Raw genomic sequence first — 25,363 nt, forward strand, 5'->3', positions numbered from 1 at the left:
GTAGTAACCTCATTAAAAATTTCAGTAATTAAAAAAATAACCGTGATTGCCATTCAGATAAGGAAACAATATGACTTATACTTTTAACCGCCAATTCCCTGAAACTCGCCTACGTCGTTTGCGTTATAACGACAATATACGGGCAATGATTCGCGAAGTTGAGTTGCATCCCAAGCACTTTATCGCCCCCGTTTTTGTATTAGAAGGTACTAACGAGCGCCAACAAATCGCTAGTATGCCGGGGGTTGAGCGCTTGTCGATAGACCTGCTCATTAAGCACGCCAAAGACTTGTTGAGCGAAGGCGTCACAACTATCGATATCTTCCCAGTGATTGATAATTCACTAAAAACCCCTGATGGTAGGTCTGCTTATGATGAAAACGCTCTCACTGCACGTGCGGTAAAAGCGGTCAAAGATGCTGTGCCAGAGATGGTCGTCATGACCGATGTGGCATTGGACCCTTATACCTCACACGGTCAAGATGGCTTGCTGGATGAATCAGGGTATGTCGTTAATGATGTAACGGTTGAAGTATTGGTCAAGCAAGCGCTCGTCCATGCACGTGCTGGCGCTGATATCATCTCACCCAGTGACATGATGGATGGTCGTATCAAGGCGATGCGTGATGCCTTTGAAGCTGAAGGTTTTGTGAATACCGCTATCATGGCGTATTCAGCAAAATACGCTTCTGCTTATTACGGTCCGTTTCGTGATGCGGTCGGTAGTGCGGGCAATTTAAAAGGTGGGCATAAGAAGCAGTATCAGATGGACTTTGGTAATCGTGCTGAAGCGCTACACGAAGTTGCCATGGACATCAATGAAGGCGCGGATATGGTGATGATTAAACCGGGTCAGCCATATTTGGATTTAATCCGTGAAGTCAAAAACACCTTTGGCGTACCAACGTTTGCCTACCAAGTCTCTGGTGAATATGCCATGCATATGGCAGCGATTCAAAACGGTTGGCTGACTGATGCCGTCATTTTAGAGTCATTAATTGGCTTCCGCCGTGCAGGTGCCGATGGTATCTTGACATATTTTGCATTAGAAGCGGCAAGACAGCTGAATAACGCTTAATATCAGCATATTTATATATATAGTTAATCCACTTTTAAAAGGGTACAGAACTACTGGGGCTAATTATTCGCAGCCTCTGTCTGCGTAGGCACAGCAAGCAAGAAAAATTAACCCCAGTAGTACCTTATTATATTTATATTTCTTTTATTTAGGACCGACTAGACTAAAAAAACCGCACCCGCGACTTTATAGCAGCGGGTACGGTTTTTTATTTCTTTATCCCAAAAACTCAAACAGCATTTTATAAAATAGCACTCGATAAATGTGCCCGCCCATGCGGCTTATCAAAGTCAATAATAGGACCAGCCGGTATCACTCCAGTTGGATTAATCGTTGCATGACTGGTGTAATAATGTGCTTTGATATGTTCCATATTCACGGTGTCTTTAATACCCGATACTTGATACAAATCACGCAGATAGCCCCAAAGATTGGGATAATCAACGATGCGCCGAATATTACATTTAAAATGTCCAACATAAACGGCATCAAAACGCACTAAGGTCGTGAATAAGCGCCAATCCGCCTCAGTTATTGTGTTACCTATTAAGTAACGTTGATCTGCCAAACGCACCTCTAACGTATCTAGCGCAGCGAATAGCGCAACGACCGCTTCTGTATAAGCAGCTTGCGTGCTCGCAAAACCAGCTTTATAGACGCCATTATTGATAGCATCATAAACAAACGTATTTATCTCATCAATTTCTATTATTGCATCGGATGGTAAAAAATCGCCAGCTACTGCCCCAACGTCATCAAAAGCTGAGTTAAACATACGAATGATCTCAGCAGATTCATTGCTGACGATGGTATTGGTCTTTTTATCCCATAATACCGGTACTGTCACCCGTCCCGTATAATTTGGCTTTGCCGCGAGATAAACTTCATATAAATAACTTGCATTGATAATAGGGTCAGTGACAACACCTACATCCTCTGCAAACGTCCAACCTTTATCGCCCATAAAGGGATGAACCACAGACATCGAAATAATATCTTCTAGACCTTTGAGTCTGTGGTAAATCGTGGTGCGATTTGCCCATGGACATGCCAAAGAGACATATAAATGATAACGGTTGGCTTCGGCTTGAAAGCCACCTTGACCCGATGGACCAACACTACCATCTGACGTTACCCAATTTCTAAAGCCTGCATCTTCTCGCTCAAAGCGTCCACCGCTAGATGCTGTATCATACCATTTATCCTGCCAGTGCCCATCGACCAATAAGCCCATACGGTGCTCCTAACCCTTTCACTGTTAACTTAACTTTATTAGATACTATTTGATTATTATCAAAGATGTTTTTCTATTATCTGCAATAGTGTTACTAGACTGCCCAGTACCAAGAGACTTATCGCTATTGACAATAAAAACTAAATGATAATTCTATTATAGCAATTAAAACTACATAAAAATCCTTATTTGACTGTCGATACAAAGCTAAATCGCAAGATCACAATAATAAGGCAGTTTTATTAGAAAAAAGGCTTGCAAAATAGTGGGAACTTGATAGAATACTCAACCTAAATAGGCGTATAGCTCAGTTGGTTAGAGCGCTACCTTGACATGGTAGAGGTCAGCAGTTCGAGTCTGCTTATGCCTACCAAATTTAGAAAGCCCCAATCTTAAGATTGGGGCTTTTTTTGTCCGTAAAATATGGGCTGTAGCGGAAAAAGAACATTGACACCAAGTAGAACACTCACTTTTCCAACCCTAATTAAACTGCATCAAAAACTCTGTGTGCCCAAGTTGTGCCCAAAATGTGCCTTCTCTCTATTTCGCCTTTCCTTCAGAATAGCACTTTCGACCTCCACCTTAACTTTCCTAAAACCATCTTAAAATTAATTTACTTTTCTTTATCTAGCGGCTCGTTAGGTACATAAGTAAATAAATCACCTACTTCAATATCTAGTGCCTCACAAATTTTGTCCATAGTGTCAAAATCTATTCTTGAAGTCTGTTCGTTATAGATCTTGTGCACTGTCGACTTGCTAATTCCCGTCATTCTTATTAGATCTGCTACCTTCATACGTCGTTCGGCTAGTAGCACTGGTAAATTACATAAAATCATTAATAATTCCTTAATAGACTAAAAAGTACTTGCATCGACTAACAATAGCTAGTAAAGTACTTCTATCGAACAACAAATTACTTTTATAGAATTATTTGTTATCTCGATAAAACAATATAGTTATTTAATTGGCTTACAAGGAATTTATTATGTCACATACCTACCTAACTACCCAAGAGCTTTCTGAGCTCATCAAATACAACCCTCGTACGATTCGTAATGAGCTTAAGGACAGTGTTCTCATCGAAGGCATTCATTATATACGTCCGTTCGGTGGTCGTAAGATTTTATACGTTTGGGAAGAAATTGAAAAAGATATGCGCACTGGTATTGCTGGTAGCATCAACGCCATGGCATTGCAATAAGGAGAAATAGGATGGCTAGTATCAGAACACGCAAAGGGAGCAACATGCTATTTGTCGATTTTTACTATATGGGCATACGCTGCCGGGAGACGACAAACCTGACAGACACGCCAGCGAATCGCAAGAAGCTGGAGAAAGTGATTGAGAAAATGGAGGCAGAAATTACCCTAGGTCTGTTTAACTACGCTAAGTATTTTCCAAAAAGTGACAAAGCGGCAGAAATGGTAGCGTTGAACGATCGTAAGGAATGCATTAACACTAATACGCCTTCCTTTGAACAGTTCGCAGAATTATGGTTTTCTGAAAAAGAAATTGAATGGCGTGATACCTATAAACGCAAAATAAAGGAGATTATTGATATGTACTTAATCATTAAGTTTGGGACTAGGCCCATTCATCTCATAAAAAAGACAGATGTATTAGCCTTCCGTTCATCCCTCGCCAAAGTGACTTACGGAAAAGCTAACAAACATCTGTCAGCGGCACGCATCAATTCGATAATGGTACCTTTAGGTATGATACTAAAGGAAGCGGCAAAACGCTATCAGTTTGATAGTCCTTATTACGATATCAATGCGCTCAAACAGCCTAAAACGGATATTCAACCATTCACACTAAATGAGGTTTGGAAATTTATTAACGGTGTGAGAGCAGACTATCGCAATTATTATTTGGTACGTTTTTTTACAGGGATGCGTACGAGTGAGATTGATGGGCTGACATGGGAGAACATTGACTTTGATCGACGTGAGATTGTGATCAAACAAGCTTATGTCAAAGGCAAAATTGTTCCTCCTAAAACTCAGGAGTCTTACCGTTCCATTCAGATGTCACCTTGGGTATATGATGCTCTAAAAGAGCAGCAGGTCGTCACTTATAAGCGATCTGACTATGTGTTTTGCGCGCACACTGGTGAACCACTGGATTACAACAACGTGAATAAGCGAGTTTGGCATCCCACGCTTAAAATTTTGGGTCTGAAAAAGCGTAATGCTTATCAGACTCGTCATACGGCAGCAACACTATGGTTAGCAGCAGGTGAGAGTCCTGAATGGATAGCCAGTCAAATGGGACACTCTACGACTAAGATGCTATTCAACACCTATAGCCGTTACGTACCGAATATGACTCGGCAGGATGGCAGTGCATTTGAAGCATTGGTCAATCGGAGTCAGATTGCTCAAATATCTACTGACAAGGAGACGTCACAATGAAAATTATCAACTATGCGAAGTTGTTTAGTGAGTTTAAACCCGACGGGGTTGTAAGCGAAGATGCGAACATTCTCGCCAATACTTTGATTTGTGAGCTGCATATTTCCTTTGGCTTCAACCTAGCACGTTTTTTAGGCGTAAATAGCTATTTTGATAACCATATGGCGATGCGAGCATGGGTGCAGAAGCGCTTAGATGCCAATCCTGACTATGTATGTGATGAGATGTGTGGTCAGCTAGAGAGTGAGCTTTACGGACTACTACCACAAACTGGCTATGGTTACTGAGGAGAATGCTATGAGTGTTAAACTTCAGCCTAGTATGACTCAAAATGCTCGAGATCTAAAAGTTTGTGCAGACTATTGGGCGTATTCAAACAATGACGGATATGATGGCTATATTGAACATGTAAATGCGCTTTGTTGCCAATATGAGATCAGCTTACACGTTTTGTTTGAAACGATAGGTCAATGTTTTGCTTATTTAGATGATGTGCTATGCGAATACTGTGGCTATATTTGTCCTTTAGAGGTACCAGCAGACATTCCTTATATGCGCTCAAAACAGAGCTGGTGTTGTGAGGTATGTGAGCACGCCGCATGGCGTGAGCATAACAACCGATAATTTTTTTAAATATTTAAAGCCAAACAGCCTAGGTTGTTTGGCTTTTTATTGTCTTTTAAGTCTTTAGCGACATCCGTTGTCGTAAAGACTTTTATATATATTGTTTTACCAACATAGTTCGGTTAAAGTAAATTTGTATTAAACTCTACAATAATTCCAATGGACGGAACTACTATGGCAAAACCTAGCAACGCCTATACTGACAATAGTTTCGCGTCCTCTGATCTAAAGACTATTTTGCACTCCAAACGTGCCAATATCTACTACCTTTCTCATTGTAGGGTAATGCAAAAAGATGGTCGAATTCTCTATCTAACAGAAGAGGATAAAGCCAATCTGTTCTATAACATTCCTATTGCTAATACCACCTCCATTCTACTCGGTACGGGAACTTCCATCACTCAAGCGGCAATGCGATTGCTATCACAAGCTGGCGTCTTAGTTGGCTTTTGTGGTGGTGGTGGCTCGCCATTATTTATGGGTACGGAGCGTGAAATATTTATCGAGTGGATGACGCCGCAAAGCGAGTATCGTCCAACAGAATACATTCAAGGGTGGATGAGCTGGTGGTGGGATGATGACAAGCGTTTGATGGCAGCGAAACTGTTGCAACATGCACGATTGGCTTATCTGCAAACGGTATGGAGCAGAGACAGTGAGCTAAAACGTTGGGGCTTTGATAGCAGCAATGACGCGGTGCAAGCCCTGCTATCCGATAACATTCGGCAAATCAATCAGCAAATGGAAGTCATGCACTTATTGCAATTAGAAGCGCGTTTGACTAAGCAGCTCTATAAACTGGCCGCCAAAAATACGGGCTATGATGGCTTTACAAGGGAACATGAAGGTATCGATAAGGCCAATGGCTTTCTCAATCATGGTAATTATCTAGCATATGGTTTAGGTGCGACAACAGCATGGACACTGGGCATTCCGCATGGCTTTGCTGTAATGCACGGCAAGACTCGACGTGGTGCTCTGGTGTTTGATATTGCCGATATTATTAAAGATGCTTTAGTGCTGCCTCTCGCCTTTATCTGTGCTAGCGAAAACATGAGCGAGCAAGAGTTTCGTCAAGAATGTCTGAATATTTTTACTAAGCATAAGGCACTGGATTATCAGTTTGAAGTCATAAAGCAGATTGCTATGACTAAAAATTGGGAGGCATAAATGATTGTCACTTTAGTCTCGCAATGTGAAAAAAAGGCTCTAAGTCGAACTAGGCGTATTTTAGACGCTTTCGCCAACCGTATCGGTGACAATGTTTGGCAAACGGCTATTACCGAGGAAGGTCTTAAAACGGTCAAGCAACTATTACGCAGCTCAGCGACTAAGTCAACGGCGGTAAGCTGTCATCGTAATAAGACACGCCAGCTGACTGAGCTGGTATGGGTGGTGGGCAATAAGCGTAAGTTTAATGAGGTTGGGATTGTTCCTGTGAACGTCACAGAAAGAGATGTCTCTATTTATCAAGACAGCCATCATTGGCGTACGTCAACTATAATAAGATATGCTTCAGCGATTGCAGGGTTATTTCACGACTTCGGCAAAGCCAATATATTATTCCAACAAAAAATTAATCCAAAGCTAAAAACAGACTCATTCGAACCTTATCGTCATGAATGGGTATCGCTGCGTTTGTTTGAAGTATTAGTCGATAAAGATGATACAGATCAAGCTTGGTTGAACATATTGATTAATGGCGATAAGCCTAGTTTAGATAATTTATATAAAGATGGCCTATCTGAAGACAAAGAATTTACCAACCCTCTTATCAGTCTACCACCGTTCGCTCGATTAGTGGCATGGCTCATTGTGGCACATCACAAACTCCCCTCTTACCCCAAGTGGAAAAATGAGCTTGGAGATGAGCCAAATTTTAATGATATTAATCAATGGTTAGATACTTTCAAGCCAACTTGGAATTCACCCAACTGTTTAGATATAGAGCAACAAAGTCGTTTGGCTGATAATTGGGAAATCAGCCACCATGGCCTACCTTACTACAGCTTACAGTGGACATCCTATGCCTGTTTATTGGCGACAAAGGCCAAGCAAGCTTTATCATCACAGTTATTAGACACAACTGACTTTTTGAAAGATGAACTGTTCACAGCCCATATATCAAGACTGGCGTTAATGCTCGCTGACCATCATGTTTCATCATTTAATATTACAGAAACTCATGAACAATTACGACAAAAAGGATGGAAAAGCGAGCGCTACCCTGTTTACGCCAATACTCGTATGGTAGATGAGCATACAAAAGATTATAAGCAACAGTTAGATGAACATCTGATTGGGGTTGCTCATCATGCTGAGCAAATCATTAAAGCATTACCAAAATTCAAATCTGAACTAAGAGGGCTATCTACTAATAGTTTTTTGGAAGATAAAGTCAAAACCACTTTGTCACTCACAATAAAAGGTGAAGATAAAAAACAAATCATTGATAATTTGTATCAAAAATTTAGTTGGCAAGATGATGCCAAAAAAACGGCTGAAAAAGTAGGTAAAGATACCTTAAAAAATGGTTTTTTTGGTATCAACATGGCATCAACAGGGAGTGGGAAAACGTTAGCAAATGCCAAGATTATGTACGCCTTAGGCAAAGCCACGGGGCAGGTTCGTTTCAACGTCGCGCTTGGACTACGCACTCTGACGTTACAGACAGGAAAAGAGTTTCAAGAAGCATTAGAGCTATCCGACGATGATTTATCTATTACTGTCGGCGGCATTTCAGTCAAAGCATTATTTGAAAATCAGCAAAAGAGTAAAGAAGAAAAGAGTACTAATGAACAATTAGGTAGTCCCTCTGCTGATGATTATCTCAATCCTGACTTATACGTCAATTATACAGGCACATTAACCAATCATGCGCTGTCTCAATGGACTAAACGTAAACCTACTACTGAGAATCTTTTACAGCCTCCTGTGTTGGTATGTACTATCGACCATCTAATTCCCGCAACAGAAGGTATTCGTGGTGGTCAACAAATTGCCCCTATGCTACGACTGCTTACTAGCGACTTAATACTAGATGAACCTGATGATTTTGGCTTAACTGACCTTCCAGCACTATGTCGACTGATCCATTGGACAGCAATGCTTGGTAGCCGAGTTATATTGTCTACCGCAACTATGCCACCAGCGCTAGTTTATGCTTGTTTTGATGCCTATCAGTCTGGCTGGCAAGCCTTTGCAAAAGCCAATATTGAAGATTGGAATAGCTCTATTCAATGTGCTTGGTTTGATGAGACACAATCATCTATAGCATCGCTTGAAACTAGTCTTGATAACTTTAAAAAGCTACACAACAGCTTCGTAGAAAAGCGAGTGAAACAATTAGAAAAGCTACCTCCAAAACGACTGGGTAAGGTTGTCATCATGAAGGAGGATGCTAGTCAGAAAGCGACTGAAAATATATCTCAAGCTATCTATAACAGTATTCATGAATTACACGCACACCATCATTCAAGCAAAAATGATAAGACCATTTCTATCGGGTTGGTACGGATGGCAAATATTGATCCTATCGTTGCTGTCGCAAAAAGCTTATTAGATATGGATGCTCCTGCTAATACTTGTATTCATTATTGTGTTTATCATAGTCGCTATGCTTTAGCGGTACGTTCTCATTTAGAAGAACAGCTTGATCATATCCTTAAGCGTAAAGATAACAAGCGTATTTGGGATACAGATGACGGCTTGGGTGATATCGTTAATAGCTATAATGAAAAACATCATATTTTTGTGGTGGTAGCTTCACCAGTAGCCGAAGTTGGACGTGACCATGATTATGATTGGGCGATTATTGAACCATCGTCTATGCGCTCTATTATTCAAATAGCAGGACGAGTATTGCGTCATCGAGACATGCAGCCGAAATTGCCTAATATACATGTCCTGAATAAAAACATTAAAGCATTAAGCAATAAGGAGATATGTTTTACCAAGCCTGGCTTTGAATCCAAAAATGCAACCATAGAAGATGATCAGTTAATAAGCCATCTCACGCTTTATTCACATCAGCTCAATGACTCATTAACTGATAAAAAGTTAAGTAGTATTTTACGAGAAGGCGAAATTAATATTATTAGCGCCACTCCTCGTATTTCGCTATTCCCATTTGAACGCACTCTTATTGAAAGCTCGGCTACAAGTCGTAAAAAAGATGCAAAACATCATGTGCAATATAAGCATTTAACTGCACTAGAACACATGGCACTTTTTGAAGCCTTGTATAAAGGTTTAAAGCCTGCCAGTGTATGGTGGTCTAGCTATCCACACTGGTGTGGGGAGGTACAGCGTCAGCAGCGCTTTAGAGACTCAAAAAATGATATTAGTTATCGCTTGTATTTTGCTGATGAGTTTCATGGTATGACATTTAAACATATGAACACGGATAAAAGGCCACCTGAACTGGGTGAGCCACTTGATAAATTTAAGAATGATGAATGGCAGCCAAAAGGTAATAACAGTGTATTTTGGTTTGATTTAAACCCTTTAAAAATTTACCAGCAACGCGCAAAAGATTTTAACTTAACGCTTGATAAAGTGAGTGTTCAATTTGGCGAATTTCGTGTGACAAAATATGGTGAGGAGCAAAGTACATTTTTTTATCATAATCATTTGGGCATATATAGCAAACACTAAGGGAGTAATACATGATTGATAATAACGAGAATCATTGGGAAACGCTTATTTTAGGCTTTTTATTAGCTAAATTTGAGGCTGATTTAAGTAAGTTTACTAAAGAAACTTTTAAAAATATGCAAAATCTGATTACAAAACCTAATACAGTATCAGAAGATTTTGAGGATTTTTTAGATACTCGTAAGAACAAACAGCCTGATAATATCAGTGAAAAGAGTTTTTTGATGTCACGCATGGATAGCTTATTTGAGCATCTTGAGTTAACTGATATTGTCGATAAATCTAGTCTCGAATCCGACTACACTGCTTTAATTGATAAGCTAAACAAAAAATATGAGGCACACGCTTGGATTGAAGATGCTTCAAATAACGCAAGCAGTATCACTTTTGCGACTCATGTCGCTAAACTTACACATTCAAAGATTGATAGCTCATCACTTAATGACACACTTAGCTCAAGCAGACCAGATGTATTGACCACATCAAGCCTGTCTGAAATCATCATAGATGGTGCGGTAGCAGGCAATCAATATGCCCCTATCTATCAGTTTTTATCATTAGAGCATGATGGTGTCAACTTAGCACAGGCATTCACGCAACTATCAAACAACCTGTTAAAGTCATTTGCTAAGGATGAGGTACAGTTGGCTGAATGGAATGAGCGCTTTAGACAAGTTACTCAACCTTCAACACTATCTACCCATAGCTTAGCCAAACAAGTCTATTTTCCTGTCAATTCTGACACCTTAGAGCAAGCTCGTTATCATTTATTATGTCCTATAATCTCATCGTCATTAGCGCAGCACATATTTACCACCTTGTTTAATGATGCACTTAAACTAAGTAGAAAACAGTACTTTGATAAAAAATATCATGCAGATATTTTTTATGATTATCCACAAAAAGCAGCGATAGCGGTCACGGCCAGCAATCATAGCAATGCCTCACAATTAAACGGTAAACGCGGCGGTAAGCTGTATTTATTTAATACTAAGCCTCCCATATGGCAAACTCAAATCAAACCCCCTAACTTTGAAAGTAATATGTTCAATCACGAACCTTTAAACTATCTTTGTACCGATAACCTTAAAGGCTTTCAAGCAATGTTTTTGGGAGCAGTTGAGGTGTATCGTAAGCCACATATTATGGCTGGCATTGAAAAATGGATACAGGCTATCAGTGACGATGTGATTGCCTATGCCAGCTTAATACAGCAACTGCCTGCGGGCTGGTCGGCTGGCAGTAAGCTGGAAAGCAATAATATTGAACATTGTTATTTTCTAGATTGTAATCGACAAGATAATACTTTTGTCCTCAAACAACAAAGTAATGACTGGCAGCGAGTAGTTGCTCATGATTTTGGTAGTTGGATAAATAATAAGCTGAATAAGAATAGTAAGAATTTCACGCCACAAGCCGAACATCGCAAACTATGGCAAAAGCTATTTGCGCAGCAGTTACATGATTATTTGAATATTTTTATTATCGAAAATACTGACCAACAAGCGATAGATAAAGGGGCAACTATATGAGTAACTTTTTGCTGATTGATCATATTGACATTCAAGGTGCTAATACGGTAGCAGGATTTACTTGGGGGTTCCCTGCAATAACGCATTTTTTGGGATTTGTCCATTTATTGCAGCGTAAAATACATCAGCACGCTGACTTTCACTCTATTAAGCTGGCTGGCTGTGCGGTCATCGCTCATGATCAACAAACCAGTGCCTATTGCAGTGGCTCAACGATCGCATTTACCCAGTCTCGTAACCCACCCTATCTAGCTTCACACGCCAAAGACTCTCCACCGCCTATCATCGAAGAAGGTAAAATGTCGATGACGGTGTCTTTGCTTATTGAAGTTGAAGATTCGGTTAAACAGTATGGTCAAGTATTTATAGATTGGGTTCAGCAGCAAAGTTACTTACAGCGACTGGCAGGCGGTAGTATTTTTAATATTGCAGGTGTTACTGGATTTGCTATTAATAATGATGAAGATAAAGCTTCACTGAGAGCATTACAACGTAAGTTGTTACCCGGCTTTGCACTTATCAATCGCTCTAACTTGTTAGATGACTATTTTGAGAGTATGCAAACTGACAACCCATCTACTGAAATATTTGACGCTTGGATTGATTTTTTTGCGCTTAAACGACGAGCTCGTCCAGCTTATGATTTAATTGATCGCCATCTCGTAGGTTTGCTTAAAGATCAAGATTCTGACAACACTATATTGATAGCAGAATGGAAACATCATTTAGAAAAAAGCTATAACCCAAAAGAATTGCCCGATAATCTCTTAAACTATTTTAGTCATTTAGTAGCAGATAAACCTAACAAAAACTTGATAGATCAGTGGCAACAGTACATGGAGCCGACTGAACGCACAACTGCAAAATGGGAATATATACCTAAACCCGCTCGTGGCTATTTAGTACCTATTATGTGTGGCTACAAAGCGATATCTGAAGTGTTGAATAACGATGAGGTTACAGGTACGCGAGATAGTGCTACTGAAGTTTGCTTTGTAGAGGCGGTTCATAGTATTGGCGAATGGCAAAGTGTGCATCGTTGGAAAAATTTGAACGATGTTTCAAACTCATTTTGGCAGTACAACTACTCCCCTGACTGGTATTTATGTAGCAACCACCATAGTTTTGAAAAATCTGATAGCACAGCTACAGATGATATTGATGCCCTATTAGTACAAGATCTAAATTCATTGTAATCAAATATTTTTATAAACCAAGGAGTAATATTATGAGCAAAATCACCCTACCAACCATGCTTGCCTTTGAGCGTAAAATTGAGAACTCTGATGCATTAATGTTTTCAGGTAATTGGGATAATAAGGAAAATACAGGAAAATGGCAGCCTATCGCTATTATTCCACGTTTAAACCGTTCTACACAAAGCGCTCAAGGTATTGCTGATGCCAAAAAAATCATGCCAAACCCTGTTGCAGCCAGTAATGATGATGCCAATCTACCTCTAGAACATGACACTTTGAAACTCAGCTTTACGCTACGGATTATTGGAAATTTGGGCTTGCCCTTCGCATGTAATAGCCCTGACTTTGAAACTGCAATTACAGCGAAAGTAAATACGTTTAAAGACACGGATATAATGGGTGAGCTGGCAAAGCGTTACGCTTATAATATCGCTAATGGGCGTTTCTTATGGCGTAATCGGGTTGGTGCAGAAGATATTACTGTTATTGTAAAGATTAATAATGAGGAGACATTAACTTTTAATGCTTATGACTATAGTTTAAATAGTTTTGATCAAGCAGATGATAAAGTTAAAAAACTAGCGAATGCCATCAAAAGAGGTTTGAGCAACGATACCTTTGTTTTGCTTACGGTAAATGCTTTTGTGAAGCTTGGTAATGGACAGCATGTGTTCCCTTCTCAAGAGATGAACATGGGCGAAAAACGTAAAGCGTTATTTAAAATTAAAGACCAAGCTGCTATGCATAATGTCAAGATTGGTAATGCACTACGCACAGTAGATGACTGGTATAGTGACGATGCTCAATTCCCAATTGCCGCTGAACCTTATGGTTCAGTTACACAACGCGGGCAAGCATATCGTAAAAGTAAAAATGACTTATATACCTTGATGGTTGAGTGGATAAATGATCATGAGTTATCGCCTGAACAGCAAGCTTATGTCGTCTCAAACCTAATCCGAGGTGGCGTATTTAGTAAAGGTGGTGACTAATGCAATACTACCAAGAAATAACCATCATCCCCGACCCAGATATTGCGCCCTACTTTATCTGGAGTAAGCTATTTATCCAGCTACACATTGCGTTTGCTGATATTAAAAATAACCATAGCATCGACTCTATTGGTGTCAGCTTCCCTGATTATCACTATGATGATAAAAATGAGCAGTCATCCAAGCTTGGGCTAAAACTTCGCCTCTTTGCTCCCAGCCAAAAAGACTTAGAGACCCTAAATCTCAACGATTGGCTATCGCGACTGATGGATTATGTGCATATCAAAGGTATCAAAGAAGTTGGCGATAAAATAACGGGCTATGTCAGCGTACACCGCTATCGTTTTAAACCTTTAGAAGTGCAAGTACAATCTCTAGCCAAAAAAATGGAGATTAGCAATCACAAGGCGATAGCGATTGTTGCCAAACGCAAAGCTGAATTAAATCTGCCTTTTATTAGAATGTATAGTGAAAGCAATAAGAGCCATTATCCATTGCAGATCTTACAGCAACCTTGTGAAGAAGAAATAACGGGTCGTTTTAATGTATATGGTATGAATGGCATGTCTAATCATGTCACCGTGCCGCAATGGTAGTAGATTATAGTAAAGGGTAATGACGAATTACCCAAAAATTAGGCATAAAAACCCTTATTTTTGACTACTTAAAAACTTATAATAAAATCAATTAGTTACGATAGGTAAAAGAATGGAGGGTAAAATAGGGTATTTTGCCCTCCACGTCTTAGCGTAACTCACTTTTTTGAGGTATAATTCCTCTTCATCACCGCTCAGGTGACTTAGAAAGTAAGGGGTTTAGGGTGTTTCTTGACAGTCTTCTTCATCACCGCTCAGGTGACTTAGAAAATTGGATAGTCGTTGCCATCGTTTTGACCGTACTTCATCACCGCTCAGGTGACTTAGAAAATATATATGGTGAAGGAATGAGTAAAGTAAAACTTCATCACCGCTCAGGTGACTTAGAAAATATATAAGGTAGTAGAAGACTTGGTAACAATCTTCATCACCGCTCAGGTGACTTAGAAAGCCATCGGTCAATAGCTACTGGAAAAGAAACACTTCATCACCGCTCAGGTGACTTAGAAAAGTTAGTAGTTAAGCCCTCATTGATTCCACTCCTTCATCACCGCTCAGGTGACTTAGAAAATCAGCTCATCACGTTCTTCGTTTACTTTCATCACCGCTCAGGTGACTTAGAAAATCAGCTCATCACGTTCTTCGTTTACTTTTGCCTTCATCACCGCTCAGGTGACTTAGAAAGTAAACGTGAGTACGATCATCGTGATGAAAAGCTTCATCACCGCTCAGGTGACTTAGAAATGCTAGGTCAATGGTATAACCATACTTTATACCAAAGGCGATCTGTTAGCGAGCAAAGTGATACTTAATCAGCCTAGTAATAATGGGAGCCCTAGAACAGTGACCTTAACCAGTCAGTAGTGATTAGCTTTGTCATATGACTTTCATTGCATAACCTTGATCACATGGCAACGAAACATAAAATAGCAACTAACATGGGCGCTATTTTTTTATGGTTTAAACGACCCATCTAAAACCTCACGACACCCATCGTCGCATAAATCATATCTGCCCTTGAATTCCTCAACCTCCTACCTCTACACTCAAAGCCATCTCATCCAATTGCTTAAATATAAACAATTGGATCTAACGCCCTTTTTTATGCCAACAATAACCCGAGACCGCCATGTATGCGCTCATCGACTGCAACAGCTTTTATGCCAGCTGTGAAAAGCTATTTCGTCCTGATCTAAAAGACAAACCCGTCGTCGTGCTATCCAATAATGACGGCTGTGTGGTTGCTCGCTCGCCTGAGGCAAAGCTGTTAGGTATCAAGATGGGTGTGCCCTATTTTCAAGTTAAAGATTTCTGCATCAAAAATAACATCACTGTCTTTAGCTCCAACTACGCTCTTTATGCCGATATGTCTCAGCGTGTCATGAATACGCTTGAAACGCTGTGTCCAACGGTTGAAGTGTATTCTATTGATGAAGCCTTTTTATACTTAGCCGATTATCCCGTTGCCCTGCAAGATTTAAGTGCTTACGGGCATAAGCTTAAAGCCATTGTAGAGATGCACACTGGCATTCCAGTCGGTGTGGGTATTGGCACTACCAAGACCATGGCAAAGCTTGCCAATCATGCGGCTAAGACATACCCAGCCACCAAAGGCGTCTGTGTCTTAGACAATATCAGATGGATACGCCGCATCATGCAGATAACCGGTGTCGGCGAGCTGTGGGGTGTGGGTCGTCGGTACAAGGTTAGACTCAATGAGATAGGCATTCATACCGTCTACCAATTGGCCATCTGTGAGCCTGCTAAAATCAGACAGCACTTTGGCGTGGTATTAGAACGCACCTGCTTAGAGCTTAACGGTCAGTCCTGTTTGGGTATTGAGAGCATCGAGCCTAAAAAACAAATTATCTCCTCACGCTCTTTCTCTGAGCGTATCACCGACCAGCAAGCACTCAGCGAGTCTATCTGTGCTCATGTAGCTAAGGCTGCTAGTAAGCTGCGTAAGCAAGACAGCGTGTGTGCTTATATCACTGTCTTTGCTAAGAACAGCCCTTTCAGTAAAAATGAGCCTTATGTCTTCATCTCTGGTGACTATCAATTTATAACCCTAACGGCAGATACCAGAGTGATGGTCACGGCTGCCAGACAAGTACTAAAGGTGATTTATAGAGAGGATGTGCGCTACGCTAAAGCAGGTGTGATGCTGCTTGGTATTTGTCAGCATGATGAGGTACAGCTTGATTTATTTGCAGAGGATAAGAGCGATCACAATGATAACGGTCAGGATGAAAGCATCAAGAAAAGGACTGAGGTCATTGCCATCATGGATGCGCTGAATAAAAAGTACGGACAAAACAGTCATCAGCAATCAGCTGTGTTTATTGCCAGTGAAGGCATCAAAGATAAGCAATCATGGGAAATGAGTTGTAATATGCTCTCGCCTTGCTACACCACCAATATTAACCAGTTGCCTAAGGTGCATTAGATGACCGTCAAAATAATCGGTAAGCTGACAGATGAAGGTGAAACGGTATTGCTGTCTTTATACAGTGATAAAGTGAAAGCAGGCTTTCCAAGCCCAGCGACTGACTATGTGCAAAACCGTATTGATTTAAACACCCTACTCATACGCCATCCAGCATCGACGTATCTGGTTGAGGTGGAAGGAGATAGCATGGTGGATATCGGTATTTACCCTAATGATATCTTAATCGTTGACCGCTCACTAACAGCCTGCCATAAAGACATTGTGATTGCATTGGTCGATGATGGTTTTACTGCCAAGCAGTTGATACTGGGTGAGAACATTATTCTGCGTGCGCACAATGAGAATTATGCCGATATAGTGGTTAAGGGATCGCTTGAGCTGTTTGGGGTGGTGGCGAGTAGCATTAGACGGTTTAAGCGGTGAGATGACACGATGCCACCTTTAGATTTATAGCATGATCATCTATAAATGTACTGATCACAATATTCTGTATCTCTTGCCAAACCGCATCATCTGCTAAAAACCTAAACTCTGTGAGCAGCCGATTACTCCTATCATCTTTGCTATTTAACTCTATAGAAAAAGTCACTATCTTTGATGGTCTCTCGGTGGCTATCGACGCAGCTTATAATATGTAAAGGTGCTACTGGCTCAATATCAGCAAGCTTTGCTAACCGCATCCCACCTGTTAGATCTGCTATATGTTTGTACATAGTTTTAATTTGATTGGTTATAAACCCTTCTCCGAATAATCCGCAAAATACGTTAAAGCGTCACATAATGTCGTGTATTACATGATTTTGCTTCAATCCTTAGCAAAGTGGGTTTCAATTGTTCGTCAGTCCTCGTAAAGTACGAGTAGAGGTCAATAAAAGGGGCGCGACGACCAAGTCATCAACTTGTTACCATAGTGAGGAGTATATGAAGTCACTATCGATCGCCAAACTACAGACAGCCACGGTGCTTGTATATCCAGAAATCGTTAGTTTGTTTGCTATTTACACCAATTATATTAGACCTTTTATTAATGATCAGGCTCTCAAGATTGAACAAAGCAATGCTTGCTTAAAACCCACCTCCTTTATCAAAGAGGACAAAAAATGGTTTCTAGCTAATAATTTTGAGCTTTTTCATCTCATCAAAAATTCTGACATTGATTTTTGTGTGCTAAGAAAAGAGGTGCCGATCAGATACATTGCAAAGGATCAGTTTGAGTTTGACCTTGGTTTTTATGAACTCATTGAGATCATTACTCAGCATAACAAGAAGCTAGATATCAAACTCATTTATAGACAACTTAAAACTATGTTAGATAAACAGATGAATCAGCAATTATTTGGCAAAAATATCTTTGCCGTCACTAAGTTTTGTGAGCTTATCGACATTACTGAACAAACTTATCATGCACGCCGCTGTGGAGTATCGATGTGACTCAAAATAATAAGACCTCATCCAGCCAACAACAGATATCATCGGAGATTTCAAGAAAGACCATTAGCGCATTAAAGAATGATGGAAGCTTTGATTACCCAGAAACCGTTATAGAGGCCATTTCCACTATTGTTAGCGCGATGCATTACAGTTATCAAAGCGAAGAAAACGCGATTGCAGATTTGTCAAAAACGATTGTGCAGACACTGCAAGAGAGACCAGTTGCCGATCAATATATGCAGATTAATCGGACAGATTTGGCACAAAAACCACTGATAATGCAGCTGCTTATCCTAATGCAGGATATCGTTATCAAACAGCAGTTAGGTCAGTCAGTGCAACAACTAGTTTGGTTGTCTATAGCGATGCACACCGCAGCGCTGCTTATCGTGTCCGGTAGAAAAACCGATACTGATACCAATAATATACTCATGCAATTTAAGATGGCGCAGTTTTCAGCATCTTCTAGGCGCAAATGGCTTTGGCAGGCACTTCCTAATATCGCCCAAACTGAGATAAGCATAAAGCGCATATTATCGGAATTTAACAGTCTGTTAGAACAGCAAAAAAGTGCACTTGAAGTGCTAAATGATAAACAAACTACTCATATCGAAGAAAAGAAAGCATCAACAGGTAAGTCTAATGAAAATGATAAACATACAGAGAAAATAAAAAAGGACAAGGCTGATGCAAAAGCAAAACTCAGTCAAATAGAGAAAATAACGACCGCCTATCAAAATGCGCATGTATTACAGAAGCCTAAACCTAAACGTAAGAAGCCACCTAAAAACATTAAAATCAAAGCTATCAACTTAGCAGATAATACATCTACATCTGACTTAGACTCTACTGCAACGAGCCATAACTGGAATACTACGTCCAGTAATGATGCATGGATCAGCAGCATACGTGATGATATAGAACACAGTGCTACCGCCGTAGATCTCGCATTTTTAGACCCTAATACCGAAATCTATGAAGGGTTAACTACCAGCTTTGAAGAGCGTATTGACCACTATGAGGCGCCCTATGTCAGCTATGGCGAATATCCAAACCCGTTGATCAAAAACTCTATACCGCTGCAAACTATAGATTTATCGCTACAGCAAAACTACATGTCTCAGCGCAATCTCGCGCTCAACTCTAACACGCGACTGCTCTCTGTTGCTGGTTACCAAGCGCTATTTGCGGCGCTCAACCAAGACGCAAGCACCTTACCAGAATCAGAGACTCACAAAACCTATGCAGGTATTTTGCTATTATCTATGATTACCGGACTGCCAGTTAAATCTTTACTAATACCCGGCTATATCGGTCATCCTGGTATTTTTAATCTTGAGGGTAAAAAATATTACATTAAACACAGTTTAGGTATTACCGAAAGATCCACAAGCCAAACACTGGGCGAAGAGAATTATGAAAATCATTCCGATACCATCAAAGTTCCACTGCCGTCATGGCTGATAGATGATTTACTTGCTTGTGAGTTGCCATTAAAAGAAGATTTTACGGCGTATCTTGCCGACTTGCGTAGCAGCCTTGGATTGCCGTACCTGTCCGTCAATCGTATAGAGACCGCACTACATGTCATGCTCTCTCGTTATACACCTGATTGTCATGAGCACATTGCCGATATCATCTGTCGCACGCCAGCGCCCCATGCTCCAGCGATGTATTACAGTAGCCATACCAGTGAGATGATCGTTGCTCACTATAAATCAGCACTAAGCGTATTGAGTAGCTTAAGTAGTTTTGACTTAACTTATATCACCCCTTGGCATAAATATACCGTAGGCTCAGGGTTTGCGTTCAAAATTGATAGCGTCCAGAAGATCATGAATGATATGAAAGTCTGGGCAGATCAAAGTTCAAATGATGCAGATCACTTCAATCGCACTAGTATTTTTGTATGGTTTATCTTTTGCATTTTAACGGGCGTGCGACCGAACAACGGGCTTGGTAAAACGTACAATATAGATCTCGAAATTGGTTGGCTGCTCATCAATGATAAGCCTGTGAAGAAGGTCAAAAGTGATCGCCTAATTCCATTATGCCCTACCCTTGTACGCCATTTAATAGACTATAGAGACTATCTAATCGACTATCAGGCTAAGCACCAATTAAAGCATGACATTAGTAAGACTATTGATAGTATCCGCTTAGGTAACGATGAAGCATTATTGAAGCTTTTATCTGCAAGTGTAAATAACTTAAAAAATATTAAGCGCGGTGACGCCTACCATATGACCAAAGATATCATTGACGCTAACCCTTACTGGACACGTCATTTTGTACGTACTCAGCTTGGAAAACATAGTGTTCAGCTTCCGCTAATCAATACTATTATTGGTCATGAAAAAGCCCGTCAAGAAGTATTGGGGCGTTTTTCCTCAAGCAGTAAAGCAGATATTAAACGTGTTGCACCTGTATTTGAGCAGATCGCTGAGCAGCTAGAATTAAACCTTATAGAAATTAAAAACTATTCTAAACTCAGTCATATACAAAGAAGACATGTAGAGGTAGATCATGCTAATAAATAATATCCATCTGCCAAAAATTATTGATGGCTTAGCAAAGTTTGATGGTAGAAAAAAACGCTATGTACCATATCCTTCGCTACTTGATGATAGTAACCCTACAAGAAAGCGTGAACTACAGCTATTAGTGGATTTACAGACCGAGTGGGATTCCTTGCAAAAAGCCTATCCTGGCAATATTAGGTTCACTCAATCTCTTGCTAAATATTATAAACAATACGAACAATTACTTTGGCCAGATAATCGCACCTTCTTGGCTATATCGAGTCCTGCCAGTTTTGCTGATGCGTTATGGTTGCCACGAAGTCAGGTAATAGGCGAGTTTCAGCGTGCCTTTATTAATAAGCTAAAACCTTTATCTGACGAAGGATTCGATACGTTTCAAGCTGTTGTTCAGGATAAAGTTTCTCAAGCCTATAAAACAACCAAAACATTAAAACAAGCATGGCAAACTATTAGTCAGTTTATTAATTATCAAAATCAACATTACATGCTTGCAAAACACTATTATCCTAAGATAATCGCGCCTCAGCCCACAAAGTTTAATCCATTGATTATTAATAACGACTGGATCAAAAATGGCAAGTCACTGGTCAGAACTATTCGTGCCGTACAGATGCACTGGAATCAAACAGCTGATTATAGCCAAGATCAGATCTTAGGCTGGCTTATATTCTCAGGGATTGTGTATGGTGGCATTAACGAAAAACAAATGCTCCAAGGGTGGCTTACATCATTACTAGCTAAAAAGTATCAACCATTTATCCATCAAAGAATAGTGGTCTCACCACGCTTTGCTCAAAAACGTTATGGTAACGAGCGTGAAGAAGGTAGTGACAAGCTTTACAACACCAAGCAAATCGTTGTAGATATGGTCAGTCAATGTTGGCTGATGCGTTACCATAAAAACAGCGATCAAGCAGAGATCAAGCGGACACTTTCCGAGCTGTCATCAGATAAGATTGAGCAATACTTGACCGTAGTTTTGTCTGATGTGACCAAGCCTTTAAATATAAAACCTCTCCCCTTTTCAAGGTTTTTACATTACGCCAGTTATCACTGGGAGGTACTCGATGGCGCTGACATTGACCACGCTTCAGTTGGGGTGCTGCGAGGTATGCATAACACTGCTGGACTGAATACGCAGGATTTTGAGCGGTTTTTGAATCAAAAATGCCAATATACAGATGAGCCATATAATTTAGAGCAGATTTTAGCGCTGTCTATCAGCAAAAACTCTATTAATCAAAAAGAAACACCTAGCAGTTCTACCAAAAAGATAGAGGTTAGAAAGTCTGATTTGATTATGAATCTCACTAAAGACTTCAAAATGGATGAAAAAGAGAAAAAGAGAAAACTCAGCCAAACGACGTACACCCTTATCGAAAGAGTACAAAAACGCTATGAGCAATATGATGACCTAAGTGAAAAGATTTTATTAGATTGGGTACTAAGTTTACTCAATCGAAAAGAATCAAAATCGCTTAGTAATAAATCTATTTTGAAATATATTAAAACCATAGGGTATGAATGGTTATATTTCACAACGGCGCAGCCACTTGATATTTGGTCAGAAGAAGAGTTTGAGGAGCTCTATGAAGATATTTTAGAGTACAAAGCTGTCGTACGTAATAATACTAACATTGGATATTCTGCTAATTTATTTAAAAGTATTCACAACTTTGCCAAGGAAAAATACAACCTACCCTCTGTGAACTTTCAACACTCCAAAAACGGTCGACGTGTACGTGCGGAGCTGATATCACCGCAAGCGTACCAAGCCATTATTAAGCAGATACTGGGTTCTATAGATATATTAGAGCGGGAGATGTTCGCGCTTTTATTTATCTTAGTTTATCGTACTGGCATGCGTAAAAAAGAGCTATTGGGACTTAAGTATAATGACATCGAAGGTTTGAAGGCAGCCACACCGTCAGTTGTGATCAGACCCAATAGCTACCGTTCAACCAAAACTCAAAGTAGCATTCGCCGCGTTGCCGTATTTGCCCTCCTCAAGCATGATGAGTTGGATTTCTTTATGAACTTTGTGCAAAGTAATATCGGCGGCAATCCAAACAAGTTTATCTTTACCTTATCCTCAGATCAACGTCCCATTGATGATCACGTCCCCTTACAGTTACTCAAACGAGTCTTAAAAGATATCTCTGTAGATGATAACGTGGCAGAGCATACCTTTCATGGGTTTAGACATACGGCAGTGAGTAATCTATCTCTAGCGCTATTAGGTGATCCAGATCTCGTACACGCCTTAACCGATTATGATAAAAATGACATACTGCGTATAAAGAAAGGCGTACTCGGGGAGCATATCGATGCACAAGATCGCTGGTATGCTCTATCAGGTATTATGGGGCACTTGTCGCCTGAGCGTAGCTTTGAGTATTACAACCATTTTGCTACGCTGATGGCAACCTATGCGCTTAGTGAGGCAAATATAACATTGCCAGATCAGACGCTTTGTAACATAACAGGTTTTACTAATAAAAAAATTAACGAAAACAATGCCATTGTTAGTCACAATATCGTCAGCATACCTAGCATTCGTACACTTTTATTTAAAAGTATTATAGAAGGCAAACGCAAATCACCACGATTTACGATCGAAAAATGTGACGTTCAACCTGTATTGAATGCTAAGCCAGCAGCTACTGATGAGCTGTTTGGTCGTTATGGTCTAAACCGAGTACAGCTGCTACTACAGACCTATGATAAAGAGGTTTCATTAAGTAAGGCAGCCCAATTAGCAAATATTTCTATTCACGATGCAAACATTTTAATAAAACGTGCCAGCGAGGTTGCTGCCATCACTACCAAACGTAATCAACCGCGCTTTGTAAAACGAACAGATTCAGAGTCTACTGCATTGAGCCCACTGAATATCCAATATCAAAGTGACTTAAGATTGCTATCACTCCTGTTAAATAATGCCTATCGCCTACGAGAAGAATCAGGGAATGACTGGACTTGGTTCATTGAGATATGTCGTCAAAGACTATCAAATAGCAAAGCGTACCTACCATTCGGGAAAGGAGATGAGAAAGAGTTGCAGCGTTTCATTGATATTGCCAAAAAACTGCTGCCTTTGAAACATTGGCTGATAAGTAGCAACGAAGCCTTATTAATGAAAAATATGTCACCTACCGACTATCAAGACATTAAGCGACAGTCTAACAACTCGATAGAAGCTATTCATACCGGTATTGCTAGCCGAGACCTTAGAGATCAAACGAATAAATGGCAATACTCGCCCCTACTACGGTTTTTTGTGCATATGATACTGATCACTGATGAATCGCTATCCATTGCAAATTAGTTTTTGTATTAAATCTAATTATCTCAAGATCTATTATGGGGCCAGAGGATGGTGGTGGTATAGCTAATAAAATCGTTGAATCAATGGAGCATAATGGTTACGCATTAAGCTCTTTGCTAAGCTTTGAATATTGCTAGTCTCAAAAGAATCTATTGACTCGGCATGCCATAGTGATCTGCGATTAGCTCAACCGTACGCGATTGAGCTCGGCGTGAATAACCTTGAACAACCATCATAACCTCATCGACCCCTGTCTGCTCTTGAAGACCCTCTAAACCTTTTGCGACTTCAGCAGCAGTGCCATGCAGGGTTTGATCGGTATACTGCTCAATAATTTGGCGCTCTTGTACATTGCCTTGAAAAGCCGCTACTTCTTCTGGTGGCAGTAAAGCGAAAGGCTTGCGCTGGAACATTCTTAACATTGCCATGGCAGTGGATGTTGACTGGCGGCGTGCCTCTACAGGATCTTCATCTGCAATCGCGCCAATACTGACCAAACTGTATGGCTTGGCTAGAGTTTTTGAAGGACGGAAATTCTCTCGGTAAATGCGCATGGCATTGAGAACATCTGCACTGCCAAACTGCAAAGCGAACGCATATGGCCTGCCAAGCTGGGCTGCCATATGGGCTGAATAAGTTGATGACCCCAAGATCCATACATCAGTGGCGGTCTTTGATGGCGGCACTCGATTTTGCTCGGCCTGCCATGGCCCTGGCACCGCATGAACCTCACTATAAGGATGGTCTTTTGGAAAGCTGTTTTCTAAAAATCCCAACAATTCTGCGACTTGCTGAGGAAACTCATCGTTCGCCGCCTTGTGACGGCGCAAAGCTGACGCCGTTGCTCCATCCGTACCCGGTGCCCTTCCCAAACCAAGATCAATTCGTCCTGGAGCCAAAGCATCAAGCATACCGAATTGTTCAGCAACCACCAAAGGCACATGATTCGGTAGCATGATACCGCCTGCACCAAGCCTAATGCGCTCGGTTTCACCAGTAAGCCGAGCAACCATCATCTGCGGAGAAGGAACTGCGGCGCCCGGCATGGCATGATGTTCAGACATCCAAAACCGCTGAAACCCTCTTTTATCCGCCAGTTTCGCAAGAGCGATCATCTCTTTAAAGGTATCCTCTATGGCATAGCCAACGCCGGTGAAGGCATTATCAAGTACCGACAGAACGAAAGGGGCGTTGCCAGAATTATTTGGAATATTCATAAACGATCTCATTTTTACCGTATTGATTATGCATGGCAACACACTTTGGGTATTGCCACACAGGGAA

The 25,363-nt window shown here is 40.5% G+C and carries 19 protein-coding genes, 1 tRNA gene and 1 CRISPR repeat array; of the genes, 17 read left to right on the plus strand and 3 right to left on the minus strand.

All coding sequences use genetic code 11. The annotated features are described in order from the left end of the window. Positions 1–70: 70 nt before the first annotated feature. Complete coding sequence (hemB, locus tag PSYCG_RS08730) at positions 71–1,078, plus strand: porphobilinogen synthase (protein ID WP_020443847.1); 1,008 nt, start codon at positions 71–73, stop codon at positions 1,076–1,078. A gap of 241 nt (positions 1,079–1,319) precedes the next feature. Here the strand turns inward: hemB and PSYCG_RS08735 are convergent, their stop codons facing one another. After that, complete coding sequence (locus PSYCG_RS08735; protein WP_020443848.1) at positions 1,320–2,312, minus strand: glutathione S-transferase family protein; 993 nt, start codon at positions 2,310–2,312, stop codon at positions 1,320–1,322. A gap of 296 nt (positions 2,313–2,608) precedes the next feature. On the opposite strand from PSYCG_RS08735, the gene PSYCG_RS08740 reads away from it, so the two are divergent. Next, positions 2,609–2,685, plus strand: a tRNA-Val gene (locus PSYCG_RS08740). 240 nt (positions 2,686–2,925) lie between these two features. Here PSYCG_RS08740 and PSYCG_RS08745 read toward each other — a convergent pair. After that, positions 2,926–3,150, minus strand: coding sequence for a helix-turn-helix domain-containing protein (locus PSYCG_RS08745; protein ID WP_020443849.1), 225 nt, complete (start codon positions 3,148–3,150; stop codon positions 2,926–2,928). A gap of 149 nt (positions 3,151–3,299) precedes the next feature. Between PSYCG_RS08745 and PSYCG_RS08750 the strand changes: the two genes are divergently transcribed. From PSYCG_RS08750 to PSYCG_RS08820, 15 genes are all read left to right on the plus strand, one after another. Continuing rightward, positions 3,300–3,515 (plus strand): hypothetical protein, encoded by a 216-nt coding sequence (locus PSYCG_RS08750; RefSeq protein ID WP_020443850.1) that lies wholly within the window; start codon positions 3,300–3,302, stop codon positions 3,513–3,515. An 11-nt stretch (positions 3,516–3,526) separates the two neighbouring features. Beyond that, entirely contained in the window at positions 3,527–4,729 is a 1,203-nt protein-coding gene (locus PSYCG_RS08755) for a site-specific integrase (protein WP_020443851.1), read from the plus strand. Further along, complete coding sequence (locus PSYCG_RS08760; RefSeq protein WP_020443852.1) at positions 4,726–5,016, plus strand: hypothetical protein; 291 nt, start codon at positions 4,726–4,728, stop codon at positions 5,014–5,016. The genes PSYCG_RS08755 and PSYCG_RS08760 overlap by 4 nt, the downstream gene beginning before the upstream one ends. A 10-nt stretch (positions 5,017–5,026) precedes the next feature. Then, positions 5,027–5,353 carry a hypothetical protein gene (locus tag PSYCG_RS08765; protein WP_020443853.1) on the plus strand — a complete coding sequence of 109 codons (327 nt, stop codon included), beginning with the start codon at positions 5,027–5,029 and terminating at the stop codon, positions 5,351–5,353. A gap of 174 nt (positions 5,354–5,527) precedes the next feature. Continuing rightward, the gene (cas1f, locus tag PSYCG_RS08770) at positions 5,528–6,523 is read left to right on the plus strand and encodes a type I-F CRISPR-associated endonuclease Cas1f (protein ID WP_041772288.1); all 996 of its coding nucleotides are present in this window, start codon (positions 5,528–5,530) and stop codon (positions 6,521–6,523) included. After that, positions 6,524–10,009 (plus strand): type I-F CRISPR-associated helicase Cas3f, encoded by a 3,486-nt coding sequence (gene cas3f, locus PSYCG_RS08775; RefSeq protein WP_020443855.1) that lies wholly within the window; start codon positions 6,524–6,526, stop codon positions 10,007–10,009. Between the two features lie 11 nt (positions 10,010–10,020). Beyond that, the gene (csy1, locus tag PSYCG_RS08780; RefSeq protein WP_020443856.1) at positions 10,021–11,541 is read left to right on the plus strand and encodes a type I-F CRISPR-associated protein Csy1; all 1,521 of its coding nucleotides are present in this window, start codon (positions 10,021–10,023) and stop codon (positions 11,539–11,541) included. After that, a complete protein-coding gene (gene csy2, locus PSYCG_RS13125; protein WP_020443857.1) occupies positions 11,538–12,737 on the plus strand; it encodes a type I-F CRISPR-associated protein Csy2 in 1,200 nt (399 codons plus the stop codon). The genes csy1 and csy2 overlap by 4 nt, the downstream gene beginning before the upstream one ends. Before the next feature lie 32 nt (positions 12,738–12,769). Further along, positions 12,770–13,732: a type I-F CRISPR-associated protein Csy3 gene (gene csy3, locus PSYCG_RS08790; RefSeq protein WP_020443858.1), complete on the plus strand. Its 963-nt coding sequence runs from the start codon at positions 12,770–12,772 to the stop codon at positions 13,730–13,732. Continuing rightward, a complete protein-coding gene (gene cas6f, locus PSYCG_RS08795; protein ID WP_020443859.1) occupies positions 13,732–14,328 on the plus strand; it encodes a type I-F CRISPR-associated endoribonuclease Cas6/Csy4 in 597 nt (198 codons plus the stop codon). The genes csy3 and cas6f overlap by 1 nt, the downstream gene beginning before the upstream one ends. 182 nt (positions 14,329–14,510) lie before the next feature. After that, positions 14,511–15,072: a CRISPR direct-repeat array (repeat unit 28 nt; unit sequence CTTCATCACCGCTCAGGTGACTTAGAAA). A 385-nt stretch (positions 15,073–15,457) separates the two neighbouring features. Then, entirely contained in the window at positions 15,458–16,774 is a 1,317-nt protein-coding gene (locus PSYCG_RS08800) for a Y-family DNA polymerase (protein ID WP_020443860.1), read from the plus strand. After that, the gene (umuD, locus tag PSYCG_RS08805; protein ID WP_020443861.1) at positions 16,775–17,200 is read left to right on the plus strand and encodes a translesion error-prone DNA polymerase V autoproteolytic subunit; all 426 of its coding nucleotides are present in this window, start codon (positions 16,775–16,777) and stop codon (positions 17,198–17,200) included. A 537-nt stretch (positions 17,201–17,737) separates the two neighbouring features. Next, positions 17,738–18,208 carry a hypothetical protein gene (locus tag PSYCG_RS08810; protein WP_144061769.1) on the plus strand — a complete coding sequence of 157 codons (471 nt, stop codon included), beginning with the start codon at positions 17,738–17,740 and terminating at the stop codon, positions 18,206–18,208. Continuing rightward, entirely contained in the window at positions 18,205–20,748 is a 2,544-nt protein-coding gene (locus PSYCG_RS08815) for a site-specific integrase (RefSeq protein WP_020443863.1), read from the plus strand. The genes PSYCG_RS08810 and PSYCG_RS08815 overlap by 4 nt, the downstream gene beginning before the upstream one ends. Beyond that, positions 20,735–24,079: a tyrosine-type recombinase/integrase gene (locus tag PSYCG_RS08820; RefSeq protein ID WP_020443864.1), complete on the plus strand. Its 3,345-nt coding sequence runs from the start codon at positions 20,735–20,737 to the stop codon at positions 24,077–24,079. Before PSYCG_RS08815 ends, PSYCG_RS08820 begins: the two co-directional genes overlap by 14 nt. A 149-nt stretch (positions 24,080–24,228) precedes the next feature. On the opposite strand, the gene PSYCG_RS08825 is transcribed toward PSYCG_RS08820, so the two are convergent. Beyond that, positions 24,229–25,296 carry an LLM class flavin-dependent oxidoreductase gene (locus PSYCG_RS08825; RefSeq protein WP_020443866.1) on the minus strand — a complete coding sequence of 356 codons (1,068 nt, stop codon included), beginning with the start codon at positions 25,294–25,296 and terminating at the stop codon, positions 24,229–24,231. Between the last annotated feature and the right edge of the window lie 67 nt (positions 25,297–25,363).

This window comes from Psychrobacter sp. G (genome assembly GCF_000418305.1).
GTDB lineage: Bacteria > Pseudomonadota > Gammaproteobacteria > Pseudomonadales > Moraxellaceae > Psychrobacter > Psychrobacter cryohalolentis.